General features: G+C 63.4%; 22 protein-coding genes, 2 tRNA genes and 1 pseudogene. 13 read left to right on the top strand and 12 right to left on the bottom strand.

What is annotated here, in order from left to right:
* Window positions 1-33: 33 nt before the first annotated feature.
* Window positions 34-1,419: a PhoH family protein gene (locus tag H4I92_RS01340; RefSeq protein WP_077528850.1), complete on the top strand. Its 1,386-nt coding sequence runs from the start codon at window positions 34-36 to the stop codon at window positions 1,417-1,419.
* Between the two features lie 15 nt (window positions 1,420-1,434).
* Here the strand turns inward: H4I92_RS01340 and H4I92_RS01335 are convergent, their stop codons facing one another.
* From H4I92_RS01335 to H4I92_RS01315, 5 genes are read right to left on the bottom strand one after another with little or no spacing between them, the layout of a single operon-like run.
* Window positions 1,435-2,529, bottom strand: coding sequence for a succinylglutamate desuccinylase/aspartoacylase family protein (locus H4I92_RS01335; RefSeq protein WP_077528849.1), 1,095 nt, complete (start codon window positions 2,527-2,529; stop codon window positions 1,435-1,437).
* A gap of 2 nt (window positions 2,530-2,531) precedes the next feature.
* Window positions 2,532-3,440, bottom strand: a complete 909-nt coding sequence (gene rimK, locus H4I92_RS01330) for a 30S ribosomal protein S6--L-glutamate ligase (protein ID WP_077528848.1) — start codon at window positions 3,438-3,440, stop codon at window positions 2,532-2,534.
* A gap of 3 nt (window positions 3,441-3,443) precedes the next feature.
* Complete coding sequence (locus H4I92_RS01325; RefSeq protein WP_077528847.1) at window positions 3,444-3,902, bottom strand: ATP-dependent zinc protease family protein; 459 nt, start codon at window positions 3,900-3,902, stop codon at window positions 3,444-3,446.
* Window positions 3,899-4,729 (bottom strand): mechanosensitive ion channel family protein, encoded by an 831-nt coding sequence (locus H4I92_RS01320; RefSeq protein WP_218668102.1) that lies wholly within the window; start codon window positions 4,727-4,729, stop codon window positions 3,899-3,901. Before H4I92_RS01320 ends, H4I92_RS01325 begins: the two co-directional genes overlap by 4 nt.
* A 9-nt stretch (window positions 4,730-4,738) precedes the next feature.
* Window positions 4,739-5,569 (bottom strand): hypothetical protein, encoded by an 831-nt coding sequence (locus H4I92_RS01315; protein ID WP_077528846.1) that lies wholly within the window; start codon window positions 5,567-5,569, stop codon window positions 4,739-4,741.
* Window positions 5,570-5,665: 96 nt separating this feature from the next.
* Between H4I92_RS01315 and phrB the strand changes: the two genes are divergently transcribed.
* Window positions 5,666-7,057 (top strand): deoxyribodipyrimidine photo-lyase, encoded by a 1,392-nt coding sequence (phrB, locus tag H4I92_RS01310; RefSeq protein WP_077528845.1) that lies wholly within the window; start codon window positions 5,666-5,668, stop codon window positions 7,055-7,057.
* A 12-nt stretch (window positions 7,058-7,069) separates the two neighbouring features.
* On the opposite strand, the gene H4I92_RS01305 is transcribed toward phrB, so the two are convergent.
* From H4I92_RS01305 to hemA, 4 genes are read right to left on the bottom strand one after another with little or no spacing between them, the layout of a single operon-like run.
* Window positions 7,070-7,822: a HesA/MoeB/ThiF family protein gene (locus H4I92_RS01305; protein WP_077528844.1), complete on the bottom strand. Its 753-nt coding sequence runs from the start codon at window positions 7,820-7,822 to the stop codon at window positions 7,070-7,072.
* 4 nt (window positions 7,823-7,826) lie between these two features.
* Entirely contained in the window at window positions 7,827-8,675 is an 849-nt protein-coding gene (gene prmC, locus H4I92_RS01300) for a peptide chain release factor N(5)-glutamine methyltransferase (RefSeq protein WP_077528843.1), read from the bottom strand.
* Window positions 8,672-9,763, bottom strand: a complete 1,092-nt coding sequence (prfA, locus tag H4I92_RS01295) for a peptide chain release factor 1 (protein WP_077528842.1) — start codon at window positions 9,761-9,763, stop codon at window positions 8,672-8,674. The genes prmC and prfA overlap by 4 nt, the downstream gene beginning before the upstream one ends.
* The gene (gene hemA, locus H4I92_RS01290) at window positions 9,760-11,109 is read right to left on the bottom strand and encodes a glutamyl-tRNA reductase (RefSeq protein ID WP_077528841.1); all 1,350 of its coding nucleotides are present in this window, start codon (window positions 11,107-11,109) and stop codon (window positions 9,760-9,762) included. The genes prfA and hemA overlap by 4 nt, the downstream gene beginning before the upstream one ends.
* A gap of 144 nt (window positions 11,110-11,253) precedes the next feature.
* Between hemA and H4I92_RS01285 the strand changes: the two genes are divergently transcribed.
* The 11 genes from H4I92_RS01285 (at window position 11,254) to H4I92_RS01235 (ending at window position 21,045) form a co-directional block, all read left to right on the top strand.
* Window positions 11,254-13,074: a tetratricopeptide repeat protein gene (locus H4I92_RS01285; protein WP_179105585.1), complete on the top strand. Its 1,821-nt coding sequence runs from the start codon at window positions 11,254-11,256 to the stop codon at window positions 13,072-13,074.
* Entirely contained in the window at window positions 13,071-13,706 is a 636-nt protein-coding gene (lolB, locus tag H4I92_RS01280; RefSeq protein ID WP_077528839.1) for a lipoprotein insertase outer membrane protein LolB, read from the top strand. The genes H4I92_RS01285 and lolB overlap by 4 nt, the downstream gene beginning before the upstream one ends.
* Window positions 13,703-14,551 carry a 4-(cytidine 5'-diphospho)-2-C-methyl-D-erythritol kinase gene (ispE, locus tag H4I92_RS01275; RefSeq protein WP_077528838.1) on the top strand — a complete coding sequence of 283 codons (849 nt, stop codon included), beginning with the start codon at window positions 13,703-13,705 and terminating at the stop codon, window positions 14,549-14,551. Before lolB ends, ispE begins: the two co-directional genes overlap by 4 nt.
* A gap of 19 nt (window positions 14,552-14,570) precedes the next feature.
* Window positions 14,571-14,645, top strand: a tRNA-Gln gene (locus tag H4I92_RS01270).
* Window positions 14,646-14,700: 55 nt separating this feature from the next.
* Window positions 14,701-15,657 (top strand): ribose-phosphate pyrophosphokinase, encoded by a 957-nt coding sequence (locus H4I92_RS01265; RefSeq protein WP_077528837.1) that lies wholly within the window; start codon window positions 14,701-14,703, stop codon window positions 15,655-15,657.
* A gap of 114 nt (window positions 15,658-15,771) precedes the next feature.
* Window positions 15,772-16,428, top strand: coding sequence for a 50S ribosomal protein L25/general stress protein Ctc (locus H4I92_RS01260; protein WP_077528836.1), 657 nt, complete (start codon window positions 15,772-15,774; stop codon window positions 16,426-16,428).
* A gap of 21 nt (window positions 16,429-16,449) precedes the next feature.
* Complete coding sequence (gene pth / locus H4I92_RS01255) at window positions 16,450-17,040, top strand: aminoacyl-tRNA hydrolase (RefSeq protein WP_077528835.1); 591 nt, start codon at window positions 16,450-16,452, stop codon at window positions 17,038-17,040.
* 38 nt (window positions 17,041-17,078) lie between these two features.
* Window positions 17,079-18,170, top strand: coding sequence for a redox-regulated ATPase YchF (gene ychF / locus H4I92_RS01250; RefSeq protein WP_077528834.1), 1,092 nt, complete (start codon window positions 17,079-17,081; stop codon window positions 18,168-18,170).
* Between the two features lie 183 nt (window positions 18,171-18,353).
* Complete coding sequence (gene ald, locus H4I92_RS01245; protein WP_077528833.1) at window positions 18,354-19,469, top strand: alanine dehydrogenase; 1,116 nt, start codon at window positions 18,354-18,356, stop codon at window positions 19,467-19,469.
* A 41-nt stretch (window positions 19,470-19,510) separates the two neighbouring features.
* Window positions 19,511-20,866, top strand: coding sequence for an alanine/glycine:cation symporter family protein (locus H4I92_RS01240; RefSeq protein ID WP_077528832.1), 1,356 nt, complete (start codon window positions 19,511-19,513; stop codon window positions 20,864-20,866).
* Between the two features lie 102 nt (window positions 20,867-20,968).
* Window positions 20,969-21,045 (top strand) — tRNA-Met (locus H4I92_RS01235).
* Between the two features lie 131 nt (window positions 21,046-21,176).
* Here the strand turns inward: H4I92_RS01235 and H4I92_RS17115 are convergent.
* The 3 genes and pseudogenes from H4I92_RS17115 to H4I92_RS01220 form a co-directional block, all read right to left on the bottom strand.
* Window positions 21,177-22,043: pseudogene (locus H4I92_RS17115) on the bottom strand (phage integrase); the annotation flags it as partial.
* 23 nt (window positions 22,044-22,066) lie between these two features.
* Window positions 22,067-23,308 (bottom strand): hypothetical protein, encoded by a 1,242-nt coding sequence (locus H4I92_RS01225; protein WP_077528831.1) that lies wholly within the window; start codon window positions 23,306-23,308, stop codon window positions 22,067-22,069.
* Window positions 23,309-23,454: 146 nt separating this feature from the next.
* Entirely contained in the window at window positions 23,455-24,003 is a 549-nt protein-coding gene (locus H4I92_RS01220; protein ID WP_077528830.1) for an acyltransferase family protein, read from the bottom strand.
* Window positions 24,004-24,012: the final 9 nt, after the last annotated feature.

Raw genomic sequence — 24,012 nt, 5'->3', positions numbered from 1 at the left:
CGCCCAGCAACCGGCCCTGAGGTAACCAAGCCCATGCCCCGGGAAGACGAGTCCCAGATCAAGACCTACGTCGTCGACACCAATGTCCTGATCCACGATCCCACCGCCGTCCTCAATTTCGAAGAGCACCACGTGGTCATCCCCATGACCGTGCTCGAAGAGCTGGACCAGCTGAAGAACGGCAAGCAGGCCGTGGCCGCCGACTGCCGCCAGGCCATACGCACCATCGACCGGCTGATCGGCGACGCGGACCCGCATGACATCGACAACGGCGTGCCCATCCGCCGCGGCGAGAAATCGGAGCCACTGGGTACCCTCTCCATTGCCATGGGCGGGCAGGACGACGTTGAGCACGGCCTGCCGGACCATCTCAACGACAACCGCATCATCAACCTGCTCGCCCGGCTCCAGCGCCAGCACCGCGACAAGCCCATCATCCTGGTGAGCAAGGACATCAACATGCGCCTCAAGGCGCGCGGCTGCGGCCTGGAGGCCGAGGACTACCAGACCGACCAGCTGGTGGACGACGTGCGCTACCTGCCCACGGGCTACCACGAGTTCGAAGGGTCCTTCTGGGACGGTGTGGAGAAGGTGGAAACGGTCCAGCGCGAGGGCATCACCGAACACCTGATCCCGCGCACCGAAGCCATGGCGGATTACCAGATCAACGAGTTCATCCTGGACCAGCAGGGGTTTATCGGCCGGATCACGGAAACTGAACCGGAGCGGCTGGTGGTGGAGGACCTGTTCCAGGACGACCTCATGCACCAGCAGGTCTGGGGCCTGTCACCCCGCGACATCTACCAGGGGCTGGCGCTGGAACTGTTGATGGATCCGAATGTACACCTGGTGAACCTCACCGGCTCCGCCGGCTCCGGCAAGACCATCCTGGCTCTGGCGGCCGCGATCGAGCTGACCGTTGCGAGCAAGACCTACAAGCGCATCATCACCACCCGCAGTACCCAGGGGCTGGATGAAGACATCGGCTTTCTGCCGGGTACCGAATCCGAAAAGATGGAACCCTGGCTGGGCGCGATCGTGGACAACCTCGAGGCGCTGCACGAGGATGACGAGAACATGACCAGCAGCGTGGACTACATCCTCAGCAAGGTTCCCATGCAGTTCAAGTCACTGAACTACATCCGGGGCCGAAGCTTCCAGCACAGCCTGATCATCATCGATGAAAGCCAGAACCTGACCCCGCACCAGCTCAAGACGATCATCACGCGGGCGGGCACGGGCAGCAAGGTGGTGTGCCTGGGCAACCTCTCGCAGATTGATACCGCCTACCTCAACCCCCTGAGTTCCGGCCTCACCTACATGACCGAACGCTTCAAGGGCTTCAAGCACGGCGGCCACATCCACCTGCAGGGCGTTCCCCGCTCGCCGCTGGCGGAATACGCCGAGGAACACCTGTAGCCACGCCACCCCGGGTCAGGAGTCGCTGTTGTTGCTCTCCTGGCCCAGGTCATTGTCCCAGGGATGGTCCGCCATGGGCTCCTCGCCCTGGAGCGGCTTGTAGCGGTCGCGGAAGGCGTCCATGGTCTTCATGGCCTCATCCAGCTCATCGAACAGCGCCACGTGGTAAAGGGCTTCCCCCTCATTGACCATGGGCAGGTTGTTCATACCGATGACGATGCCATTGACGCTGCTGGTCACAGAGGACTCCAGCCGACCAAAGGGATCCGCGACCACCGCCAGTCTCTGCCCTTCCTTCACCCGGTGGCCAATGCCCGCAATGGGGCGCATGATGCCGTCGGTTTCGGCGCGCATCCAGGTGGAGTTTGAAGCCACTTCAGAGCGCTTCGCGGGCCGGTGCCGGCCGCGCCGGCGGCTGGGCAGCATCTCCAGCATGCGCATGACCCGCAGGATACCCCGCACCCCGGTGTTGATGGCCACCTCGTCGAACCGCAACGCCTCGCCGGCCTCATAGGTGATCACGGGGACATCTGCCGCATCCGCACAGGCCCTTAGGCTGCCCTCGCGCAGGGAGGCGTTGATCACAATGGGCGCGGCGAAGGTCTCGGCCATGTCCGCCGTCACCGGGTTCCGCAGTTCCGCCCGGATCTGGGGCAGGTTGAAGCGGTGACTGGCCCCGGTATGCAGGTCAATCACATGGGTGGCCTGCTCCAGAACCTGGGTCCGGAACAGGTAGGCGATACGCCCGGCCAGCGAGCCCTTCTCGGTGCCCGGGAAGCAACGGTTCAGGTCGCGGCGGTCCGGCATGTAGCGTGACTGGTGCAGGAACCCGAACACGTTGACGATGGGCACCACCAGAAGCGTCCCCCGCAGGCGCTTGAGACCGGAGGTCCGAAGCAGCCGGCGGGCGATCTCCACGCCGTTGATCTCGTCACCATGAATAGCGCCACAGACCAGCAGCGTGGGCCCCGGCCGGCGCCCATGGATCACCTCCACCGGAATGTGCAGCGGCGTCTGAGTGTACAGGCGCCCTATGGGCACCTCCACCTGAAGGCGCTCACCCGCCGGAATCCGCTCACCGCCGAGGCGGAAGGCCGCACGTTTTACCATGCTCAGCCCCTTGCCCCTTTGGTGGCGGTACGCCAGGGGCGGGCCCGCTTCTCGATGAAGTCGATGATCATACCGGCGACGTTCTTGTTGGTGGCCGCTTCAATGCCCTGCAGACCGGGCGAGGAGTTCACCTCCATGATCAGCGGCCCACGGCTGGAACGCAGCAGATCCACGCCGGCCACGTTCAGGCCCATGGCCTTGGCCGCCATCACCGCCGTCTTGCGCTCCGTGGGCGTGATACGCACCAGCGAAGCCTGGCCGCCCCGGTGCAGGTTGGAACGGAACTCCCCTTCCCCGGCCTGGCGCTTCATGGCCGCGATCACCTTGTCGCCGATCACGAAGCAGCGGATGTCCGCGCCCGCTGACTCCTTGATGTACTCCTGCACCAGGATGTCCGCCTTCAGCCCCATGAAGGCCTCGATCACGCTTTCCGCCGCCTTGCGCGTCTCGGCCAGGACCACACCGATGCCCTGGGTGCCTTCCAGAAGCTTGATGACCACCGGCGTGCCGCCCACCATCCGGATCAGGTCGGGCACATCGTCCGGTTTGCTGGCGAAGCCCGTGATCGGCATGCCCAGGCCTTTGCGGCCCAGCAGCTGCAGCGAGCGCAGTTTGTCGCGGGACCGGGTGATCGCCACCGACTCGTTCGCCGGGAACACACCCATCATCTCGAACTGGCGCAGCACGGCGGCACCGTAGAAGGTCACCGAGGCACCGATCCGGGGAATGACCACATCGAATTCGGGCAGTTTCTCACCCCGGTAATGCATGGTCGGGCTGGCCGGCGTGATGTTCATGTAGCAGTGCAGGAAATCCAGCACCTGTACCTCGTGATCGCGTTTCTTGGCCTCCTCCACCAGACGACGGGTGGAATAGAGGCGCTTGTTGCGCGACATGATGGCGATTTTCATTGATTACTCCTCACGCGGTTTACCGGCCAGGAACGAAGCGGATGGATCCACCAACAGACGCTCCTTCATGGCAGTGCGACCGATCAGCATACGAAAGCGCATTGTATCGCGATTGGTAAGCGTCATCTCGGCGGGCCAGCACCAGGGCCCCATGCGCATCTGCGTCAGAATGACATAGCGCATTTCCCGGTGTCCCCCGGAATCGGTGACAACACGCTCATCCAGCAGGGGCGCGTCACAGTGGATCACCCGGTTCAGGTTGCGGCGACTCGGATGGATTGAGAACGCCACCCGGCGCTCGCCCCCCTGTTCATAGGCCTCCAGGTCAAAGGTATGGAGGCAGGAGGTCCTTGCTCCAGTGTCGACCTTGGCCCGCAGGCGCGGTATGCCAAGATCCGGCAGACTGACCCACTCGCGCCAGCCAACCCAGTGTAGGCCCTGCGTCTCAGCCCTGTCCGTCATGGTTTATCCTGATTGTGGTGAATGGAGACCGGTATCGGTGCCGAATGCTGACCGGCGTAAAGCGTGGTGTGCGGGAATGGGATTTCGATGCCCTCGCGGTCAAAGGCCTTCTTCACACCAAACATCACATCACTGCGCACCTGGCGGAGATCGGTCGCCCGCACCCAGAATGAAAGCTGAAGATCGACCGACGAGGCCCCGAATTCCAGCAGATAGACAAAAGGCTCGGGCTCTTCCATGCAGTCGGGATTGTCGTGCACCAGGCCGAGCAGGACCCGCTGCACCCGGTCCAGATCCTCGCCATAGGCCACGCCGATGGACAGATCCAGACGCCGCACCGGAAAACGGGTGAAGTTGGTCACCCGGGTTTTGATCAGGGTCTCGTTCGGCACCCGGATGTAGAGGTTGTCCAGGCTCCGGAGCTTCACGCTCAACAGGTCAATGCCGACGACTTCACCCCGGACACTATCCACCTCAATAAAATGCCCCAGCTCAAACGGCCGCTCCGCGAGCAGGAACAGGCCACTGATCACATTGCTGGCGGAGGTCTGGGAGGCAAAACCCAGGGCTACCGTGAGAATGCCCGCCGCCCCCAGCAGCACACCGATCTGGAAACCGGACTGCTGCAGGGCCAGGGCCACGGTCACACCCAGAATGGTATAGAACACCAGGCGCCGGAACAGAACCCTCTGGTGCCGGGTCAGGCGCTGCTGCCCCATGCGCTCCACCAGTCGCCCCAGCACCGTCGCCAGGGTCAGGCCCAGGACAATCCATATCAGGGGCCGTAACCAGAGCCCCAGGGTTTCCAGTGTCATCCATTCAGGCATGGCAGCATCCTATCCAAATATCCGGTCCATGGTGCGCACCAGATGATTGCGCTCCACTGGCTGACGCGCCGGGGCCAGCGATGCACAGGAACCGGCCTCGCGCGGCGGCGCGGACGCCACTTTCAGGGAAGCGGTTGTCAGGTCCTGCTCACACCGGATGCTGAGCGTGGGCGTCCAGAGAGAATGCACACCCTCCGCATCCGGCTCTGTCTGGCGGAACAGCGGCATCATGGGAGCGGGAAAACTGAAGCGCTCCAGCGTCAGGTAATCACTGCCCTCATGGCGGAACTGCACCGCTGAAAGCGCGCGCCACGGCCGGCGAGGCAGTGTTTCATGTTCAAGGCGGGCCGAGGTCTGACTGGCGTAACAGACCTCCCCGCCCATGGTATCCGCCCCCATCCAGGTCCAGGATGGTCGATGCACCGGCACTTCCATCAGCATGCGGTCATTGCCCACCACCAGTTGGAGCCAGAGCAGCGTACTCACATAGATGGTGGTATCCGTGCCCGGAGGAAGATGCAGGGGGTGATTCGGACGGATCACCAGCGGGCGGTCCGCCAGGGCCGGGCGAAGCGTCAGGGTTTCAGCTTCGCCACCGCGTGCAAAGCGCTCAAGCCCCTCATCATGGTCCGGGACACCGGACTCGAGCCACTGGCGCCAGACCGCTTCTTCCCCGGGTGAGGGGTGACGCGCCACCCGCACCTGCCATTCATGGTCCAGAAGGGTCACGGCCAGGGTCAGGTCACTGAGACCGTTACACAGCGTCTGGCCGGATGCCAGTGCAACTGCCTCGCCCCAGGCGGCAGCGGTACTGTCAGGGTTTGTCTGGGTCGGGGCCATACAGGCTCCTGAACGCGAATTGCGGATCACTATAATCCAAAGCGCGGCGCTCAGCGAACAAACCAGCATCACCAACACAACGACACAGAGACGCCCGTGACCGAACTCGTCTGGTTCCGCAACGACCTCCGCCTCGGCGACAACCCTGCCCTGGCCGCCGCCTGCGCCGGCGATACGCCGGTAGAAGCCTGTTTCCTGGCCGCCCCCGGCCAGTGGCAGTCACACGACTGGTCGCCCAACCGCACCGACCTGCTTCTGCGCAGTCTGGAGAGCCTGGGGCAGGCACTGGCGGATCTGGGTATTCCCCTGCACATCCGCACCATTGACCGGTTCGATGAAACGGACACCGCACTGCGGGAACTGTGCCGGGAGCGGGGGATCGCGCAGGTTCACGCCAATGAGGAGTACGCCGTCAATGAACGCGCGCGGGATCACCGGCTGACCCGGGAGCTCAGGCAGCAGGGCATCACGCTCAATATCTACCGGGACCAGACCGTGGTCCCCGTGGATCAGCTGAAAACCGGCAACGGCACGCCCTATACCGTCTTCACTCCATACTCCCGCCAGTGGTGGCGCTGGGTGGAAAGCCACCCACCCCGGCTGTATCCTGCGCCGGCACCCAGAGGGAACCCCTTGCCCCCTCCGAAGATCCCGGAATTGACCGGATGGCGCAGCGGCCAGACCGATTGGCTGGCCGGCGGCGAAGGACCCGCCCACATGATGCTGGAACGGTTCATCGACCAGCGTCTCGGCGCCTATGCGGATCAGCGGGATTACCCCGCAAGCCCGGCCACCAGCCAGATCTCCCCCTATCTGGCGCTGGGCGTGCTCTCGCCCCGCCAGTGCCTGGTCGCAGTGCAGCAGCGGACGGGCACGGAATCGCCGGCCAGCGCCGCCCGTACCTGGCTCAGCGAGATCGCCTGGCGGGACTTCTACATCCAGCTGCTCTACCAGTTCCCGCGCCTTTCCCGTCACCAGGCCTTCAAGCCGGAAACCGAGGCCCTGCCCTGGGAGCCCGCGGGAGAAGAACTGGAGGCCTGGAAGGCCGGCCGGACCGGCATCCCGCTGGTGGACGCCGCCATGCGACAGCTCAACGCCACCGGCTGGATGCACAACCGCCTGCGCATGGTCACCGCCATGTTCCTGACCAAGAACCTGTTCGTGGACTGGCGGCTGGGCGAGCAGTACTTCATGCAGCAGCTGGTGGACGGCTACCTGCCCTCGAACAATGGCGGGTGGCAGTGGAGCGCCTCGACCGGCACGGATGCGGCGCCCTACTTCCGCATCTTCAATCCGGTGACCCAGAGCGAGCGTTTTGATCCGGAAGGCACCTTCATCCGGCACTGGGTGCCGGAAATCGCCCATCTTCAGGGAAAGAAACTGTTCAACCCGAATGGGGCGGTGGCGGGTTATCCCGCCCCCATCGTGGACCTCAAGGAAAGCCGGCAGCGGGCAATCGAGCGCTTCAAGAGCCTGGGGAAGGGCTGAGCCACTCCCGGATCAGTCGCCGCAGATGGGGCAGGCAGGGTCCCTGGGAACACGGATCTCACGCCACTGCATGCGCCAGGCATCCAGCAGCAGAAGACGGCCGGTGAGAGATTGGCCCACACCCGCCAGAAGCTTGATGGCTTCCATGGCCTGAGCGGCCCCGATCATGCCCACCAGGGGCCCGATAACACCGGCCTCGGAACAGCTCAGCGTGGCTTCGCCCACGTCCGCGTACAGACACTGGTAGCAGGGTGCCCCCTTCTGACCGCTGTCGAACACCGCCACCTGGCCTTCGGCGCGGATGGCGGCGCCGGAAACCAGCGGCACGGAGGCATCCACACAGACCTGGTTCACGGCGAACCGGGTCTGGAAGTTGTCCGTGGCGTCCAGGACCAGGTGGTTACGGGTCGCGGCACGGGAAAGCCAGCGCTGTCTGGCCCGCCCCTCCACCGGTTCAACAGTGACGCCCGGGTTCAGCGCCATCGCCCGCTCAGCCAGCGCCTGTGCCTTGGGGCGGCCGATATCCGCCTCAGTAAAAGCGATCTGGCGCTGGAGGTTGGCCAGTTCCACATGATCGTCGTCCACGACTTCAATGTGGCCGACGCCGGCGGCCGCCAGATAAAGCACCACCGGGCAGCCCAGTCCGCCGGCGCCCACCACCAGAACACGGCTGTCCGCCAGCGCCTGCTGGCCGGCCACATCGAATTCGGGCATCAGGATCTGGCGGCTGTAGCGCTCCAGATCCCTGTCAGTCAGTGAATCCATGCCGTCACTCCTCCCGGCGTCCGCCGCTCACCCTGGGATTACCCGCCAGGTCGCGCTGCATGAAACAGTCCCGGAAGCCCGCTTCTGCCAGCAGTTCCGCCACCGTCGCCGACTGGTCGTAACCGTGTTCCAGGAGCAGCCAGCCGCCCGGGTTGAGCTGGGCCGGCGCTCCAGCAATCAACGGCCGGATCACGTCCAGCCCATCCTTGCCGGCCGCCAGTGCTCCCCGGGGCTCATAGGGCAGATCCCCCTCGGAGAGATGCGGGTCATCCTCGGGGATGTACGGCGGATTGGAAACGATGAGATCCCAGTGTTCACCCTCAAAAGGTGCCAGTCCATTCCCTTCCACGCACGCCAGGTCCAGCCCCAGGGCACGCGCATTCGTTGCCGCCACCGCCAGAGCCTCACTGGACGTCTCACTGGCCGTGATATGCCAGCCCGGGCGTTCCCGGGCCAGCGCCAGAGCCACGGCACCGCTGCCGGTACCCACGTCCAGAACCCGCGCCGACTCCGGCAGCGGGCAGGCCAGCGCAGCCTCCACCAGGGTTTCGGTATCCGGCCTGGGGATGAGGGTATCGGGGGTAACCTTCAGAGGCAGGGACCAGAACTCACGTTCGCCGGTGATGTAGGCCAGCGGCCTGCCACCGGCGCGAGCCGCCACCAGGCTGCGGAAGGTTTCGGCGTCGTCGTCCCCGACCAGGGCCTCGGGCCAGATGCGGAAGCGGCTCGGGCTGCAGTCAAGCTGGTGCGCCAGCAGCATCCGGGCCTCTCCCGCCGCGTTGATGACCCCGGCGGCTTCAAGCCGGCACGCCGCGTCATCCAGCAGCGCGTCCACCCGATCCGCCCCGTTCATGCCGATTCGGCTCCGAGGGCGGCAAGCTGGTCGGCCTGGTGCTCCTGCTGCAGTGCCCCGATGATCTCGCTCAGGTTGCCCTGGATCACCTCGTCCAGCCGGTACAGGGTCAGGTTGATGCGGTGGTCCGTCACCCGGCCCTGGGGAAAGTTATAGGTGCGGATGCGTTCCGAGCGGTCGCCGCTGCCCACCAGGTTGCGACGGGTGTCCGCCTCCTCGGCGGCGCGCCTGTCCTGCTCCATCTGCTGGAGGCGGGACTGGAGAAAGCTCATGGCCCGGTCACGGTTCTTGTGCTGGGACCGCTCCTCCTGGCACTCGACCACCAGCCCCGTGGGCAGGTGCGTGATGCGGATGGCGGAGTCCGTGGTGTTCACGTGCTGGCCGCCGGCACCGGAACTGCGGAACGTATCCACCCGCAGGTCGTTCTTATCGAGGGTGACGTCCTCGGGTTCATCCACCTCCGGCAGAACGGCCACGGTACAGGCCGAGGTGTGAATGCGCCCCTGGGATTCGGTCTCGGGCACGCGCTGGACGCGGTGACCACCGGATTCAAAGCGTAGCTGGCCGTAGACGCCCTCGCCTTCCACCAGCGCAATCAGCTCCTTGTAACCCCCGTGCTCGCCCGGGCTCTGACTGAGCACGCTCACCCGCCAGCCCTGGTTCTCGGCGTAACGCGAATACATGCGGAACAGGTCGCCGGCGAACAGGGCCGCCTCGTCCCCGCCGGCACCAGCACGGATCTCCAGGTAGGCGTTGTTGCGCTCATTCGGGTCGCGCGGGAGCATCAGGGTCTGCAGGGAGGTCTCAAGCTCTTCCAGCCGCTCGCGCCCACGGCGCAGCTCGTCTTCCGCCATCTCGCGCATGTCCGGGTCACCGTCGTTCTGCAGTGCCTCGGCCTCGGCCATGTTCTCCTTCACCTGCCGGTACTCCCGGTAGGCCTCGACAACGGGCTCGATCTCCGCGTATTCGCGGGAAAGGTTGCGGAACTGTTTCTGGTCACTAATGGTGGCGGGGTCCGCCAACAGGGCACTGATCTCCTCGTGGCGCTCCACCAGCTGGTCGAGTCGCCGCGCGATGGATTCCTTCATGATGGGTTCCGGGTGCTGGACTCGGTTGAGGGAACAGATGCGCTCTGTGATGAGCCGTCACCAGTACCGGCGTTCTCGGTCTCCCCGGAGATGGGCTCCATGCCGTGGAGCTCGCGCAGCCAGTCGGTCACCTCGACACGCCCTTCGGCGGTGGCCTTGCGCACCTGGACGGTGGGATGGTGCAGGAACTTGTTGGTCAGTGTCCGCGCCATGCTGCGCAGCAGGGTTTCAGGGTCGCCCCCGGAGGCCAGTGAGCGCAGAGCCTTATCCAGCTCCGCGTCACGCACCGACTCCACCTCGCCACGGAACTGTTTGAGCGTGGCCACGGCATCCAGGGCCCGCAGCTGATACATGAACTCGGAGGCGCCCTCCTGTACCAGGTGCTCTGCCTCCTGCGCCGCCCCTTCGCGGGAGCGCCGGTTCTCCTCGATCACGCTGTGCAGGTCGTCCACGGTGTAGAGGAAGATGTCATCCAGTTCGCCCACCTCCGGTTCAATGTCCCGGGGTACGGCCAGATCCACCATGAAAATGGGCTTGTGCTTGCGCCGGCGGATCGCATGCTCCACCGCGCCCTTGCCCAGAATGGGCAGCTGGCTGCCGGTGGAGGCGATCACGATATCCGCGCCCGGAAGCTCATCCGGCACAGCAGACAGTGAAACCGCCCTGCCCTCAAAGCGTGATGCCAGCTGTTCGGCCCGCTCGATGGACCGGTTGGCCACGGTCAGATCGCGAATACCGGCCTGGGACAGATGCTGCGCCACAAGCTCCATGGTCTCACCGGCGCCGATCAGCAGGGCCGACTTGCGGCGCATGTCGGAAAAAATATGGCGCGACATGGACACCGCCGCGTAAGCCACGGATACCGGGTTCTCGCCAATGGCGGTATCGGTGCGCACCCGTTTGGCCACGGAGAAGGCATGCTCGAACAGGCGGGAGAGGATAGTGCCCGTGGTGCCGGCGGCGTAGGCCTGGTTATAGGCCTCCTTGAGCTGGCCCAGCACCTGGGGCTCGCCCAGCACCATGGAATCCAGCCCACAGGCGACCCGCATCACATGCTGGGCCGCGTGCTGTTCCTCGTGGAGGTAGACGCATTCATCAAAGCTGCTCGGCTCCACGTCCAGCCAGGCGCCCCACCACTCCACCAGTGACTGGCGGTTGATGTGCTCATCGCCGACCACGTAGAACTCGGTGCGGTTGCAGGTGGACATGACCGCAAGTTCATGAACACCAGGGAGCTGCAACGCATTCTGCAGCGCCGGTGCCATTTCACTCTCCGGAAAGGACACGCGCTCGCGCTTTTCCACACTTGCCGTGCGGTGGTTTATGCCCAGGACCCACAACGCCATAGACTGGTATTCAGCCCCCTCTGAATGTACGCTGCCTAGTGTAACGATCGACGGGCCTGAGTGCTACTGATGCACCTGTACGCACTTGGGCGTAGAGGCCGGGCTGTGCCATTATTGGAAGCCTTTCACCGCAGTGGATTAGAGATGCAGAAACTCGCCTGGTTCCATGTCCCCGCCCTTGCACTGACCCTCATCCTCGGGGGCTGCTCCGGCCTGGCCACCGATCCCGGAGAGGGGGACACTTCCCGCGAAGAGCAACCCGCCGACTCCTCCGGCAGTGGTACTGGTGATACTGATGGGACCACAGAGGAATCCGTGGAATCCGCGGTCATGGACTCCGAGGAGATCGAGTACCGGGATTTCCCACCGGATGTACTCTTTGCCCTACTGAGCGCGGAGCTGGCCGCCCAGCGCGGCCGCTACGACGTCACGCTAATGAACTACGCCCAGTCCGCCGCCGACACCCAGGACCCTGCAGTCATCCGCCGTGCCATGCAGATCGCTCAGGCCCTGGATGCCACCAATGCCCAACGCCAGATCGCCGAAGTCTGGCTCAAGAAGGAACCCGACCACCCCCAGGCTCTGCGCATTGCGGCACTGGCAGAACTGCGCGAGGGCAACCTGGAGCAGGCACTGGCCTACCTGGAGAAGCTCCATGAACAGGGCGGCGAAGCCCAGTTCGACACCCTCGCCAACCAGGCACGCGCGCTCCCGGCCGAGCAGCAGCAACAGATGCTGGAGCTCTACGGGCGCATGCACGAACGTCACCCCGACGCCAGCGGCATCACCTACAGCCTGGCGCTGCTCAACGACAACACCGGCAACAGCGAACGCGCCCTGGAGTTGACGGAATCACTGCTGGCGAAAGAGAGCAACTACCAGCCCGCCGTCACCCTCAAGGGCAAGCTCCTCTATGACCTGGACCGGGGCGAAGAGGCCATCGACTACCTGCGCGAGCAGGCCCGGCGCTTCCCGGACAACCGCCGCCTGGGCACGCTCTACGCCCGCGTCCTGGTCAACGAAGGTAAGCTGCAGGCCGCGGAGGATGAATTCGAGGCACTGATGGGGCGCTTCCCTGAAGCCACCGGCCTCAAACTCTCTCGGGCGCTGGTGGCACTGGAGAACGATCACCCGGACACCGCCGAGACCCTCCTCAATGAACTCCTTACCGAAGGGGTTCACACCAATCAGGCGCACTTCTACCTGGGCCGGCTCGCGGACCAGCGCGACACCCCCAACGAGGCGCTGCACCACTACGCCCAGGTGGAGGGCGGCAACCATTTCTTCCAGGCGCTGGCCCGAGCCAGCTACATCCGGGCCGATCAGGGTGAGCTGGGGGCGGTGCGCAGCAACCTGGAGAACCTCCGCTCGCAACTGCCGGACCAGAGCGCCCGACTATGGCAGATGGAGATCAACCTCCTGCTGGATCTCGGCAGCCCGGAGAAGGCTCTGGGCGTTGCCAGTAATGCCCTCGAACAGAACCCGGACAACACCGAGATCCGTTACACTCGCGCCATGCTGCGCGAGCGCACCGGTGACATTGAAGGCATGGAATCCGACCTCCGTCAGGTGCTCGAAGCCGAGCCAGAAAATGCCGTGGCCCTGAACGCACTGGGCTACACCCTGACCGTGCACACCAAACGCTATGACGAGGCGGAAAAGCTGATCATGCAGGCGCTTGAACTGGATCCGGACAATCCGGCCATCCTCGACAGCGCCGGCTGGATCCACTACCACCGGGGCCAGCATGAGGAAGCCCTGGAGTATCTGGGCAAAGCCTATGAACGCCTCCAGGACCCGGAGATCGCGGCCCACCTCGGTCGGGTGCTATGGGCGGTGGACCGCCGGGAAGAAGCGCGCACCCTGTGGCGCCGCACCCTGGAGGAGACGGAAAGCACGGAGGCACTGAAGCCGCTCCTCGAGATCCTTGAGGAACTGGATCTCGACCCGGAGGCGCTGCAATGAAACGGGCCCCACGCCTGCTCGGGATGGCGGTCCTGGGGCTTCTGCTCCATGGCTGTATGACCGCGCCCCCGGCGCCAGCCCCTGATGACAGCCTGACCCGCCAACAACCGGAAGGCTGGCAGGCCCGCCAGGCCGAACTGCGCGACCTCAACCAGTGGACCCTCCAGGGCAAGGTGGCCGTGCGCCATGAGCAGGGCAACGACTCCGCGGTCATCCGCGAGTGGGTCCAGAACGGCGATCAGTTCCTGATCGAGATGTCTTCCGCCTTCATGGGCATGGGCAGCGTCCGCCTGGAAGGCTCCCCCACCTTCCTGACCATTACGGACTCCGATGGCCAGCAGTACCTTTCCGACGATCCGGACGCCCTGATCCGCAAGACCCTGGGATGGTCACTGCCGGTCGAAGCGCTGTACGTCTGGGTACGTGGCCTGCCCCTGCAGGACAGCCCTTCCGACATATTCTTCGATGAACAGGGCCGGATCAGCCACCTGCGCCAGCGGGGCTGGGAGATCCACTACGGCAACTACGCCACCCTGGCCGGCGTGGAAGAGGTGCCTCACAGCCTCACGGCGACCCGCGACGAACTGCGGCTGCGGCTGGTCATCACCCAGTGGAACCCTGCCCCCGGATGAACACCCTGGACCTGCCGGCTCCGGCCAAACTCAACCTCTTCCTGCACATCACCGGACGCCGGGATGACGGCTATCACGAGCTCCAGACCCTATTCCAGTTCCTGGACCACAGCGACCGGCTGCGGATCACCCCCCGCAGTGACGGTCGTATCCAGGTCCACGGGCCGGAGTGGCTGCCACCCGGCGACAACCTCATCACGCGCGCCGCAGAACACCTCCGGGCACGCGCCGGCACCGGCCTGGGTGCGGATATCGAGCTGACCAAGATCCTGCCTACCGGCGGCGGCCTGGGTGGCGGGAGCTCCGATGCGGCCACCGCCCTGGTGGGCCTCAACCATCTCTGGGAGACCGGCCTGAGCCGGCCGCAACTGGCCACACTGGGTCTGGAGCTGGGGGCCGACGTGCCCGTGTTCATCCATGGTGTTGCCGCCTGGGGCGAAGGCGTGGGCGAGCAGCTCACCCCGGTTCTGCCGCCGGAACGCTGGTATCTCGTGCTGGTGCCGGAGGTGGAGGTCAGTACCGCCCGAATCTTTAGCCATCCCGACTTGACACGGGACACCCCGAGACGCAGAATACGCACCGCTTTTGAGGGTAGCGACGGGTTCCGCAACGATTGCGAACCCATTGTGCGTCAGCTCTACCCGGCCGTGGACCAGGCCCTTGAATGGCTTGGCCAATACGGCGAAGCCCGGCTCACGGGCACAGGGGGTTGCGTTTTCTGTCCTTTCGAGACACAATCCGCAGCCATTGACGCACACGCGGAGAAACCCTCAGGCATCAACGGTTTCATCGCCCAGAGCAGAAACCGGTCTCCACTGTACACGCAACTGGGTGAACTGGATTGATGCCGTATAAACGATCAGATGGGGTGTCGCCAAGTGGTAAGGCAGCGGGTTTTGATCCCGTCATTCGCAGGTTCGAATCCTGCCACCCCAGCCATCTTCCCCCTTCCGAACCGCACGAACGCTCAGACGAACCGCAGAGGGATTCAATCGTGTCCAACCTGATGGTGTTCGCGGGGAATGCCAATCCCCGACTGGCCCGCAATGTCTCAAAACGCCTGAATATCCCGCTCGGTGACGCCACCGTCGCGAAGTTCAGTGATGGCGAAACCACGGTCGAACTCAACGAGAATGTACGTGGCCGTGACGTCTTCATCCTGCAGTCCACCTGCGCCCCGACCAACGACAACCTGATGGAACTGCTGGTCATGGTGGATGCCCTGCGTCGCGCCTCGGCGGCACGCATCACGGCCGTTGTGCCCTACTTCGGGTACGCGCGCCAGGATCGCCGCCCGCGTTCCAGCCGCGTCTCCATCACCGCCAAGCTCGTCGCGGACATGGTCACCAGCGCTGGTATCGACCGCGTTCTGACCGTCGACCTGCACGCGGACCAGATCCAGGGCTTCTTCGACATTCCGGTGGATAACATCTACGCCACGCCGGTGCTGCTGGACGACATTGAACGCCAGCACATCAACGAGGACTACGTGATCGTCTCGCCGGACGTCGGCGGCGTGGTCCGGGCCCGCGCCATCGCCAAGCTGCTGGATGCAGACCTGGCGATCATCGACAAGCGCCGCCCGCGTGCCAACGACTCACAGGTCATGCACATCATCGGTGATGTGAAGGACAAGACCTGCATCCTGGTCGACGACATCGTCGATACCGCCGGCACCCTGTGCAAGGCCGCCAACGCCCTCAAGGAGCACGGCGCCACCAGTGTGCGCTCCTACATCGTGCACCCGGTCCTCTCGGGTCCCGCCATCGACAACATCCAGGCTTCCCAGCTGGATGAGCTCGTCGTCACGGATACCATCCCGCTGAGTGACAAAGGCGCTGAGTGTGGTAAAATCCGCTCCCTCGATATGTCGGGCCTGCTCGCGGAGTCCATTCGCCGGGTCTGCAACGAGGAATCCATCAGCGCCATGTTCGACTACAACATCGAGTGATTCGGTGCCGTGGTCGTACGGCGTTATTGACTGTTAACAGGCCCAAAAGGGCCGATTCGAACCGTCCACGGACCAGAGCCTGGTCGCGGGCCCCGTGGATGCCCAGGAGGAACCATGGCACAAGCATTTGAACTTGAAGCATTCCAGCGCGACGTCAAAGGGAAGGGTGCGAGCCGCCGCCTGCGTCGCGTTGAGCGCAAGATCCCGGCCATCGTCTACGGCGGTGAAGGCAAGGAGCCGATGCCGATCACGCTCTGGCACAATGACCTGAAAAAGGCGATCGAGAACGAAGCCTTCTTCACGCACATCATTTCCCTGAGCATCGACGGCAAAAAGGAAGACGTGATCATCAAGGATCTGCAGCGTCATCCCTACAAGCCGATCCTGACCCACGCCGACTTCCAGCGCGTTGAAAAAGGTCACAAGATCAACGTCACGGTCCCGGTCCACTTCCTCAACGAGGAAAGTGCGCCTGCCATCAAGCTTGAGGGCGGTGTCGTCTCCCACGACGCCATGGAAGTCGAAGTGACCTGTCTGCCGGACGACCTGCCCGAATACCTCGAAGTGGACATGACCAAGGTGGAACTCGAGCAGATCGTACACCTGTCGGACCTCAAGCTGCCCAAGGGCGTTGAGATCGTTGCCCTGCAGCATGGCGAAGACCACGACCAGCCGGTTGTCTCCGTGCACAAGCCCAAGGGCAAGAAGGCCGAGGAAAACGGCGGCGGCAGCTCCGACGACAGCGACGAAGAGGAAGGCGGCGAGAACTAAGCCGCCCTTTCAGGCCCCGCTATGGCATCCGATGCGGTCAGGCTCATTGCCGGGCTCGGCAACCCCGGGCCCAAATACGCCGGAACCCGCCACAATGCCGGGGCCTGGCTGGTGGAGATGCTCGCCCGGGAAGCCGGGCAGCCCCTGCGCGAGGAGCGCAAGTTCCTGGGTTACCACAGCAAGGTGATCTGGCAGGGGCAGGATCTCCACCTGCTCTTCCCCACGACCTACATGAACCACAGCGGCCGCTCCCTGAAGGCGCTGAGTGATTTCTTCCGTATCCCCCCTGAATCCATTCTGGTCGCCCATGACGAGCTGGACCTGCCTCCGGGCACGGCACGGTTCAAGAAAGGCGGCGGCCATGGTGGCCATAACGGGCTGCGGGACATCATCAGCCATCTCGGCAGTTCGGACTTCCACCGGTTGCGCGTGGGCGTGGGTCACCCCGGCGACAGCAAGCAGGTCATCAACTACGTGCTCAGCAACGCCGGCAAGCGGGAAATGAACGCGATCGAGGCGGCACTGGACGAGACCGTGCGCGCCCTGCCGGACGCCCTCCGCGGGGACTGGAGCGCGGCCATGAACCGCCTGCACGCGTTCCGCCACGAATAACCATCATTCATCACGAACTCCGTTAGGGATCACAGGCTATGGGATTCAAATGCGGCATCGTCGGACTGCCCAACGTGGGTAAGTCCACGCTTTTCAACGCACTCACCAGCGCGGGCATCGACGCGGAGAACTTCCCGTTCTGCACCATCGAGCCCAACGCCGGCGTGGTTTCCGTACCCGACCCGCGCCTCTATCGCATCGCGGAGATCGTCAAGCCGGAAAAGACCATTCCCACCACCATGGAATTCGTCGATATCGCAGGCCTGGTCTCCGGCGCCTCCAAGGGCGAAGGCCTGGGCAACCAGTTCCTGGCCAACATCCGCGAGACGGAAGCCATTGCCCATGTGGTTCGGTGCTTTGAGGACGAGGACATCATGCACGTCTCCAACAGCATCGACCCGGCCACGGACATCGAGGTGATCAACACCGAGCTGGCGCTGGCGGACCTGGCCACCATCGAGAACACCACCAAGAAGACCGAGCGCGCCGCCAAGGGTGGCGACAAGACCGCCAAGGCCCAACTGGAACTGTTCGAGCGCATCAAGCCGGTGCTCGACCAGGGTGACCCGGTACGCTCCATGGAGCTGTCCGAGGACGATCACGCCCTGATTCGCGAGCTGCACCTGCTCACGGCCAAGCCCACGGTCTACATCGCCAACGTCAACGAGGACGGCTTCCAGAACAACCCGCACCTGGACGCCGTCAATGCCATTGCCGAACGCGAGGGCGCCGGCGTGGTTGCGATCTGCAACAAAATCGAATCCGAGATCGCCGAGCTCGAGGACGAGGAGAAAACCGAATTCCTCGCCGAGATGGGCATGGAGGAAGCGGGCCTGGACCGCGTGATTCGCGCCGGTTACAACCTCCTCGGGCTGGAGACCTACTTCACCGCCGGTCCAAAGGAAGTCCGCGCCTGGACCTTCCCCAAAGGCTCCACCGCTCCCCAGGCGGCCGGGGTGATCCACACGGACTTCGAGCGCGGTTTCATCCGGGCCGAGGTGGTCAGCTACGAGGACTTCATCGCCTACAACGGCGAGCACGGCGCCAAGGAAGCCGGCAAGTGGCGATTGGAAGGCAAGGAATACATCGTCCAGGACGGCGACGTGATCCACTTCCGCTTCAACGTCTAGATCTGCCCACCGGGTCTGGCATCACCCCCGTTGCCAGACCCGGTACCGGCAACCCCCGCCGGTTCCTTTTTTTCAGCACTCCTTGCATTCCCCTCCGCTATAAGCTTGTTTTTTGGCAGAGACATTGCTTATGCAAACGCATTAGCATGAAGGCTCCCATGCCAGAGAACCGAGGGCGACAACATGTATATTGGGGTTCCCAGGGAAATCAAGAGCCAGGAGTTTCGGGTTGGGCTGACGCCAGAAGCCGTAGGGGAACTGGCAGCGCACGGGCATCACGTGTACGTGGAGACCGGCGCCGGGCAGGGTATTGGCGCCAGCGACGAGCACTACCAGCAGGCAGGCGCTCATATCCTGCCCCATGCTGAGGCAGTATTCAGCACGGCGGAACTCATCGTTAAGGTCAAAGAGCCCCAACCCAGTGAATGTGAGCTGCTGGGGCCACAGCACATACTGTTCACCTATCTCCATTTGGCACCGGACCGGGCGCTGACCGAATCCCTCATGAATTCCGGCGCCACCTGTATCGCCTATGAAACAGTCACGGATGACCATGGGCGCCTGCCACTTCTGCGCCCAATGTCCCAGGTAGCCGGCAGGCTGTCCGTCCAGGCCGGGGCACAGGCTCTGGAGAGTGTATTCGGTGGCCGTGGCCTGCTTATGGGAGGTGTGCCCGGTGTAATGCCCGCTCGGGTAACCGTTATTGGAGGTGGCGTGGTGGGGCAGAATGCCATCCAGATCGCGCTCGGTATGGGCGCGGACGTCACGGTCCTGGATCGCAGTCCGGAGGTTCTCGAGCGCCTGTCCCATCAATTTGGCCCTGCCCTGAAAACGCTCTATGCTACAGGGACCGGTCTTGAGGGCGCTGTTCTGGACAGTGACCTGGTGATCGGCGCTGTCCTTGTCAGTGGAGCCGGCGCTCCCAAGCTTGTTACCAGGGATATGGTGAGTCGTATGCACAGCGGTGCGGTGTTAGTGGATGTTGCCATCGACCAGGGCGGCTGCTTCGAGACCAGTCAGCCCACGACCCATGCTGACCCCACCTACCTGGTGGACGGCGTCGTTCACTACTGCGTGGCCAACATGCCAGGTGCCGTTCCCAGGACCTCCGCGTTTGCTCTGACCAACGCCACACTGCCGCATGTCCTTCGCCTTGCGGATCTGGGGTGGCGCGAAGCCTTGCGGGCGGATCCCAACCTGCGCAATGGCCTGAACATAGCGAATGGCGCACTGACCTGCGTACCGGTGGCGCAAAGCCAGGGGCGGAACGCCACCTCCCCTGAAGAAATGCTCGGCTGAGGCCGTCATTCCCACAGAAGCACCAGAAGCTGGAGGATTACATGGAAACAGTAATGAACATCCTGAGCAGCATCAGCAGCGTCGTCTGGGGACCCGCGATGCTGGCTTTGCTGCTTGGCACCGGCCTTTACCTCACGCTGGGGCTGCGCGGCATGCCCATACGCCGGATCGGTTACGGCTTCCGGCAGATACTCCTGGGCCGTCAATCCAAGGATGAGGGCGAGATCACGCCCTTCCAGGCCCTTTCCACAAGCCTTTCCGCAACCATCGGTACCGGCAATATCGGCGGCGTGGCCACGGCCATTGCACTGGGTGGGCCGGGCGCCGTGTTCTGGATGTGGATGACAGCACTGGTGGGCATGGCCACCAAGTACGCGGAGGCCGTCCTCGCCGTGAAGTACCGCGAAGTTGATGAGGACGGACGCTATGTCGGCGGGCCCATGTACTACATCAAGAACGGCCTGGGTGCCCACTGGCACTGGCTGGGGATCCTGTTCGCATTCTTTGCCATGGTGGCGGCTTTCGGGATCGGTAATACAGTCCAGGCCAACGCCGTGGCGGACGTCGTGGAGACCAACCTCTCAGTGCCCGCCTGGGTAACCGGTGTCGTACTGGCCGTGCTGGTATTCTTGGTGATCATCGGCGGGATCCGCCGCATCGCCCAGCTCACCGAGAAGGTGGTTCCGCTGATGGCCGTGATCTACATCCTCGGCGCACTCGCCGTCATCCTCTGGAACCTTCCCGAGGTACCCGGCGCGCTCGCGAACATTGTCACCGGGGCTTTCACCGGAACGGCAGCCACGGGCGGCTTTGCCGGAGCTGCTGTATGGGCGGCGATCCGGTTCGGTGTGGCACGCGGCGTCTTTTCCAACGAGGCCGGCCTGGGCTCAGCGCCCATCGCGCACGCGGCGGCACAGACCAACAGCCCGGTACGCCAGGGCACAGTGGGCATGATGGGGACCTTCATCGACACCATCGTGGTGTGCACCATGACGGCCCTGGTGATTGTGCTGACCGGGGCATGGGAGACTGGCGAGTCCGGCGCGGCCCTCACCTCCATGGCATTCAACCAGGGCATCCCTGGCGGTAACTGGGTGGTCACCTTCGGCATGATCTTCTTCGCCTTCACCACCATCGTCGCCTGGAGCTACTACGGTGAGCGCAGCGCGGAGTTCCTGTTCGGCGTGAAGGTCATCATGCCCTACCGCTACCTGTGGGTTGTCCTTCTTGTCGTGGGCGCAGTCGCCAACCTGGAACTGATCTGGCTGATCGCGGACGTGCTCAACGCCCTGATGGCCATCCCCAACCTGATCGCACTGCTCGCCCTCTCCGGCACGGTGTTCGCTATTACCAAGGAGCACTTCGCCAAAGAGGGTGCTGAGGGGCACTCAGGCTGATCGGCCGTTCCGGCCGCAGTCCCCGGGGTGTCTTGACACCCCGGGGAAAAATCCAGAGAATACGCGCCTCAACGCCGAAGGTCAGGCGTTGCATGGGTTTGCGGCAAGGTAGCTCAGTTGGTTAGAGCACGGCACTCATAATGCCGGGGTCGGCGGTTCGAATCCGCCCCTTGCTACCAGTATTCAGAGGGTTACGGGCTTCGCCCTGACCCTCGCCCCCTTCCTTGACTACCTTTTGACTACTCTCGCCCATCTGGGCCAACGGCGACAGCCGCACCGCTGATTCCAGGTAATCCGGCGACAGGTGCGCGTAGCGCATAGTCATCTGGATGTTCGAATGCCCCAGGATCCGCTGTAGCGACAGCAGGTCACCCCCGGCCATCATGTAGTGACTGGCGAAGGTATGGCGCAGAATGTGCGTGAGCTGCTTTGGCGTATTGAAACCACACCGCTCGTAAGCCTTCCGGAATGCCGCACGGCACGAATCCCACATCCTCCCAGTTCCAGGGAACGCCATCCTGGTCAACTGCGCCTGTAGATCCGGATCAATCGGAACCGTCCTGGTCTTGCCGTTCTTCGTCCCGCTGAACACGACCTTGCCCGGTAGCCACCTGGAATGCGTCAGCGCCTCAGCTTCGCCCCAACGGGCACCCGTCGCCAGGCAGATCACCGCGACCGGGTAAGCATGAGTGTTCCTGCTACGCTGGCACTCCTGGAGCAGCTGCTGGCACTGCGCCAAGCTAAGGAAGGTCAATTCGGTTTCGTCCACCTGGATCTGACGGACATCGGCCAGCGGGTTATGGTCACAGTAGCCAAGGCGGCGCATCTCGGAGAACACCGCCGACAGGTACCGCTGCTCATGATTCACGGTCGCTGGCTTCACTGCTTCCAGACGCCTGGTCCGGTACTCAGCCCAATCCGACGTCTTGAAATCCTTCACCCGCGGATTCCCCAGGCGCTGCGCGATCGCCATGGTCTTGGAGAACCGGTCCTGGTGATCCTTGAGGCCATTACCATGCAAGTCGTACCACAGCCGCACGAGATCCAGGAGCCGACGCTTTGGGGCCGTGGGCTGATTGAAGTAGTTCCGCTCATAGTTAAGCGCGTCAATCCTGGTCCGGAATCCCCGCTTTCTCACCCGTGGGCCGAATTTGCCTTCCGGGTAGAAATCCACCATCCAGCCGTTTTCATACTTCTTGATCATACAGCGCGCCCGTACCGTACCCATCGCTCCTCAAGGAGCTTTCGCATATGGTTCCTTAGCTCACGCTCACCCTTACCCTTGTTAGCGTAGTGCTCCCGGATCATATCGAAGAACGGCATATCCTGGAGGGCCTGCCAGCTCTTGTTCTTGCTCAGATTCCAACGGGCACAGCAGCTGACGAAGTTCCCCAGGAGCAATTCTATGTTCTTGCCACTGAACCCGTCCGCCGACTTGTACCCGCGCCGATATTCCACCGTGTCCGAATGCTCAGGCATCCTGAGCCGCGTCAGAATCGTCCAGAACGGATCAAACCAACCAGGACGCGCCAGATACCGGAACGACCGGAAACCATAGCCCCACAGGCCCGTCAGGTGCGGATACAGGCCCTCATAGCTGGTCAGATCAAACAGCTCCCCGGTCTCATGGTCCACCGTTGCCCTGGCGAACTGATTCACCACGTTATGGTGATAACGGATCTCGATCCGATACACCGCTTCTTCCGGGTCATACTCACCGGACTGATTCCAGACGTTGCGCCAGTAATCCAGCTTATCCCCTGCCCTGGCCTCGTCCGTCTTGTTGTAGACCGCCAACTGGGTCTGGTTCGGTGCTCCAAAAAGGAAGGATTCCCCCCGGCCGTAACGGACCGCGTGACTGTCTATGTCCCATTCATCCAGGCCGTTATACGTGCGCACCTTCTTGGAGCGACAGTGAAGCCTGGCTTCAAAATCGCTCGGCGGCTCCCAGCCCTGAACGTCCGCCGCTATATGGACCGCACAGCCGCCATGACACCAGTTCTCCAGAACCCCCTGCGCCAGTTCATCTATGCGCTGCTGCACCTCCTGTTCGGAATACGAGTGCAGGAACTGGGGCGAAAGCTCGATCTTGAGGTGATTCCCTTCCGTTTCCTTATTCGCGTGGAACGACTTGATCAACAGCAGAATGCCCAGGTCCGCGTTCTGGAGCTTGTACTGGTATCCGGAATCCCGGCTGATCCGGCCTGCATGCCAACGCTTGCCCATGAACGTCACCAGTCCTGGTTCATGGAACAGGTCCAGAACATCCGCCTTCAACTTGCCCCGATAGAGCTGGCGCACCGTGTCCGGACGAAAGGACAAGATCCGAACATCGGACATATCCCGAACCGTTGCATTCCCTGGATCCACAAACAGCCGACCTTCATCGGACTCCTGCATCATGCTATCCAGTGATACCCAATGCTGCGGTGCGTTCTTCATCCTCTCACCTCACTATCGGTTAATGACGCCTTTTGGGCGTTTTAATGGATTCCTTAAAGACGTGTTACAGGGACGTCTCGCGCCGGTCGGCATCCCCTAGCGGTCCGGCAGGTCCGCAAGGGGATGCCGACCGGCGCACTGATTCCCTAACCCGGCTTCCAGGGCATCTGTGTAAGGCCCACCAGAGCCACCAAGTGAACCCCATACGCCGTCAGTGGATACCGCCCCGGCCAGGTCAGCCACTGGGGCCAGTCGCGGTGTTGGATCTGGATGCCGGCCTGGCGTGCGAATTGGCCCAGGACCAGGAACGCGAGCAGATAGCCGGGCTGGTAGCCGTTCCAGGGAATCGGCCAGTTGTAGGTCTGCAGCAGGCCGACACAGGCCAGGGTAAGCAGCGCTCCGGGGGAGGCCCTGAGCAGTGGCAGCACCAGGGCATAAACGATCAGTACATGCACCAGCGCCAGTTCCAGGATGACGACCATCGGCCAGGTCATCGCCGCTGTTGTCCATACATCCCAGTACCGCTTTCCAAGCTTGCCCGTGAACAGATACCCGGACGTGACCATGAACAGCGGCATCGCCAGGCGTGTGATGTCCCGGACAATCGGCGGCCACTCGTACACCACTGCGACGTGATCCAGGATCATCAGCGCGATCCCAGCGGCCCTGGCTGCATCAAGCGTAGCGTTGCGCATCAGCCCACC

It is taken from the genome of Vreelandella halophila (assembly GCF_019903425.1).
Classification (GTDB): Bacteria; Pseudomonadota; Gammaproteobacteria; order Pseudomonadales; family Oleiphilaceae; genus Halospina; species Halospina halophila.
This window is presented reverse-complemented; position numbering and strand designations above follow the sequence as displayed.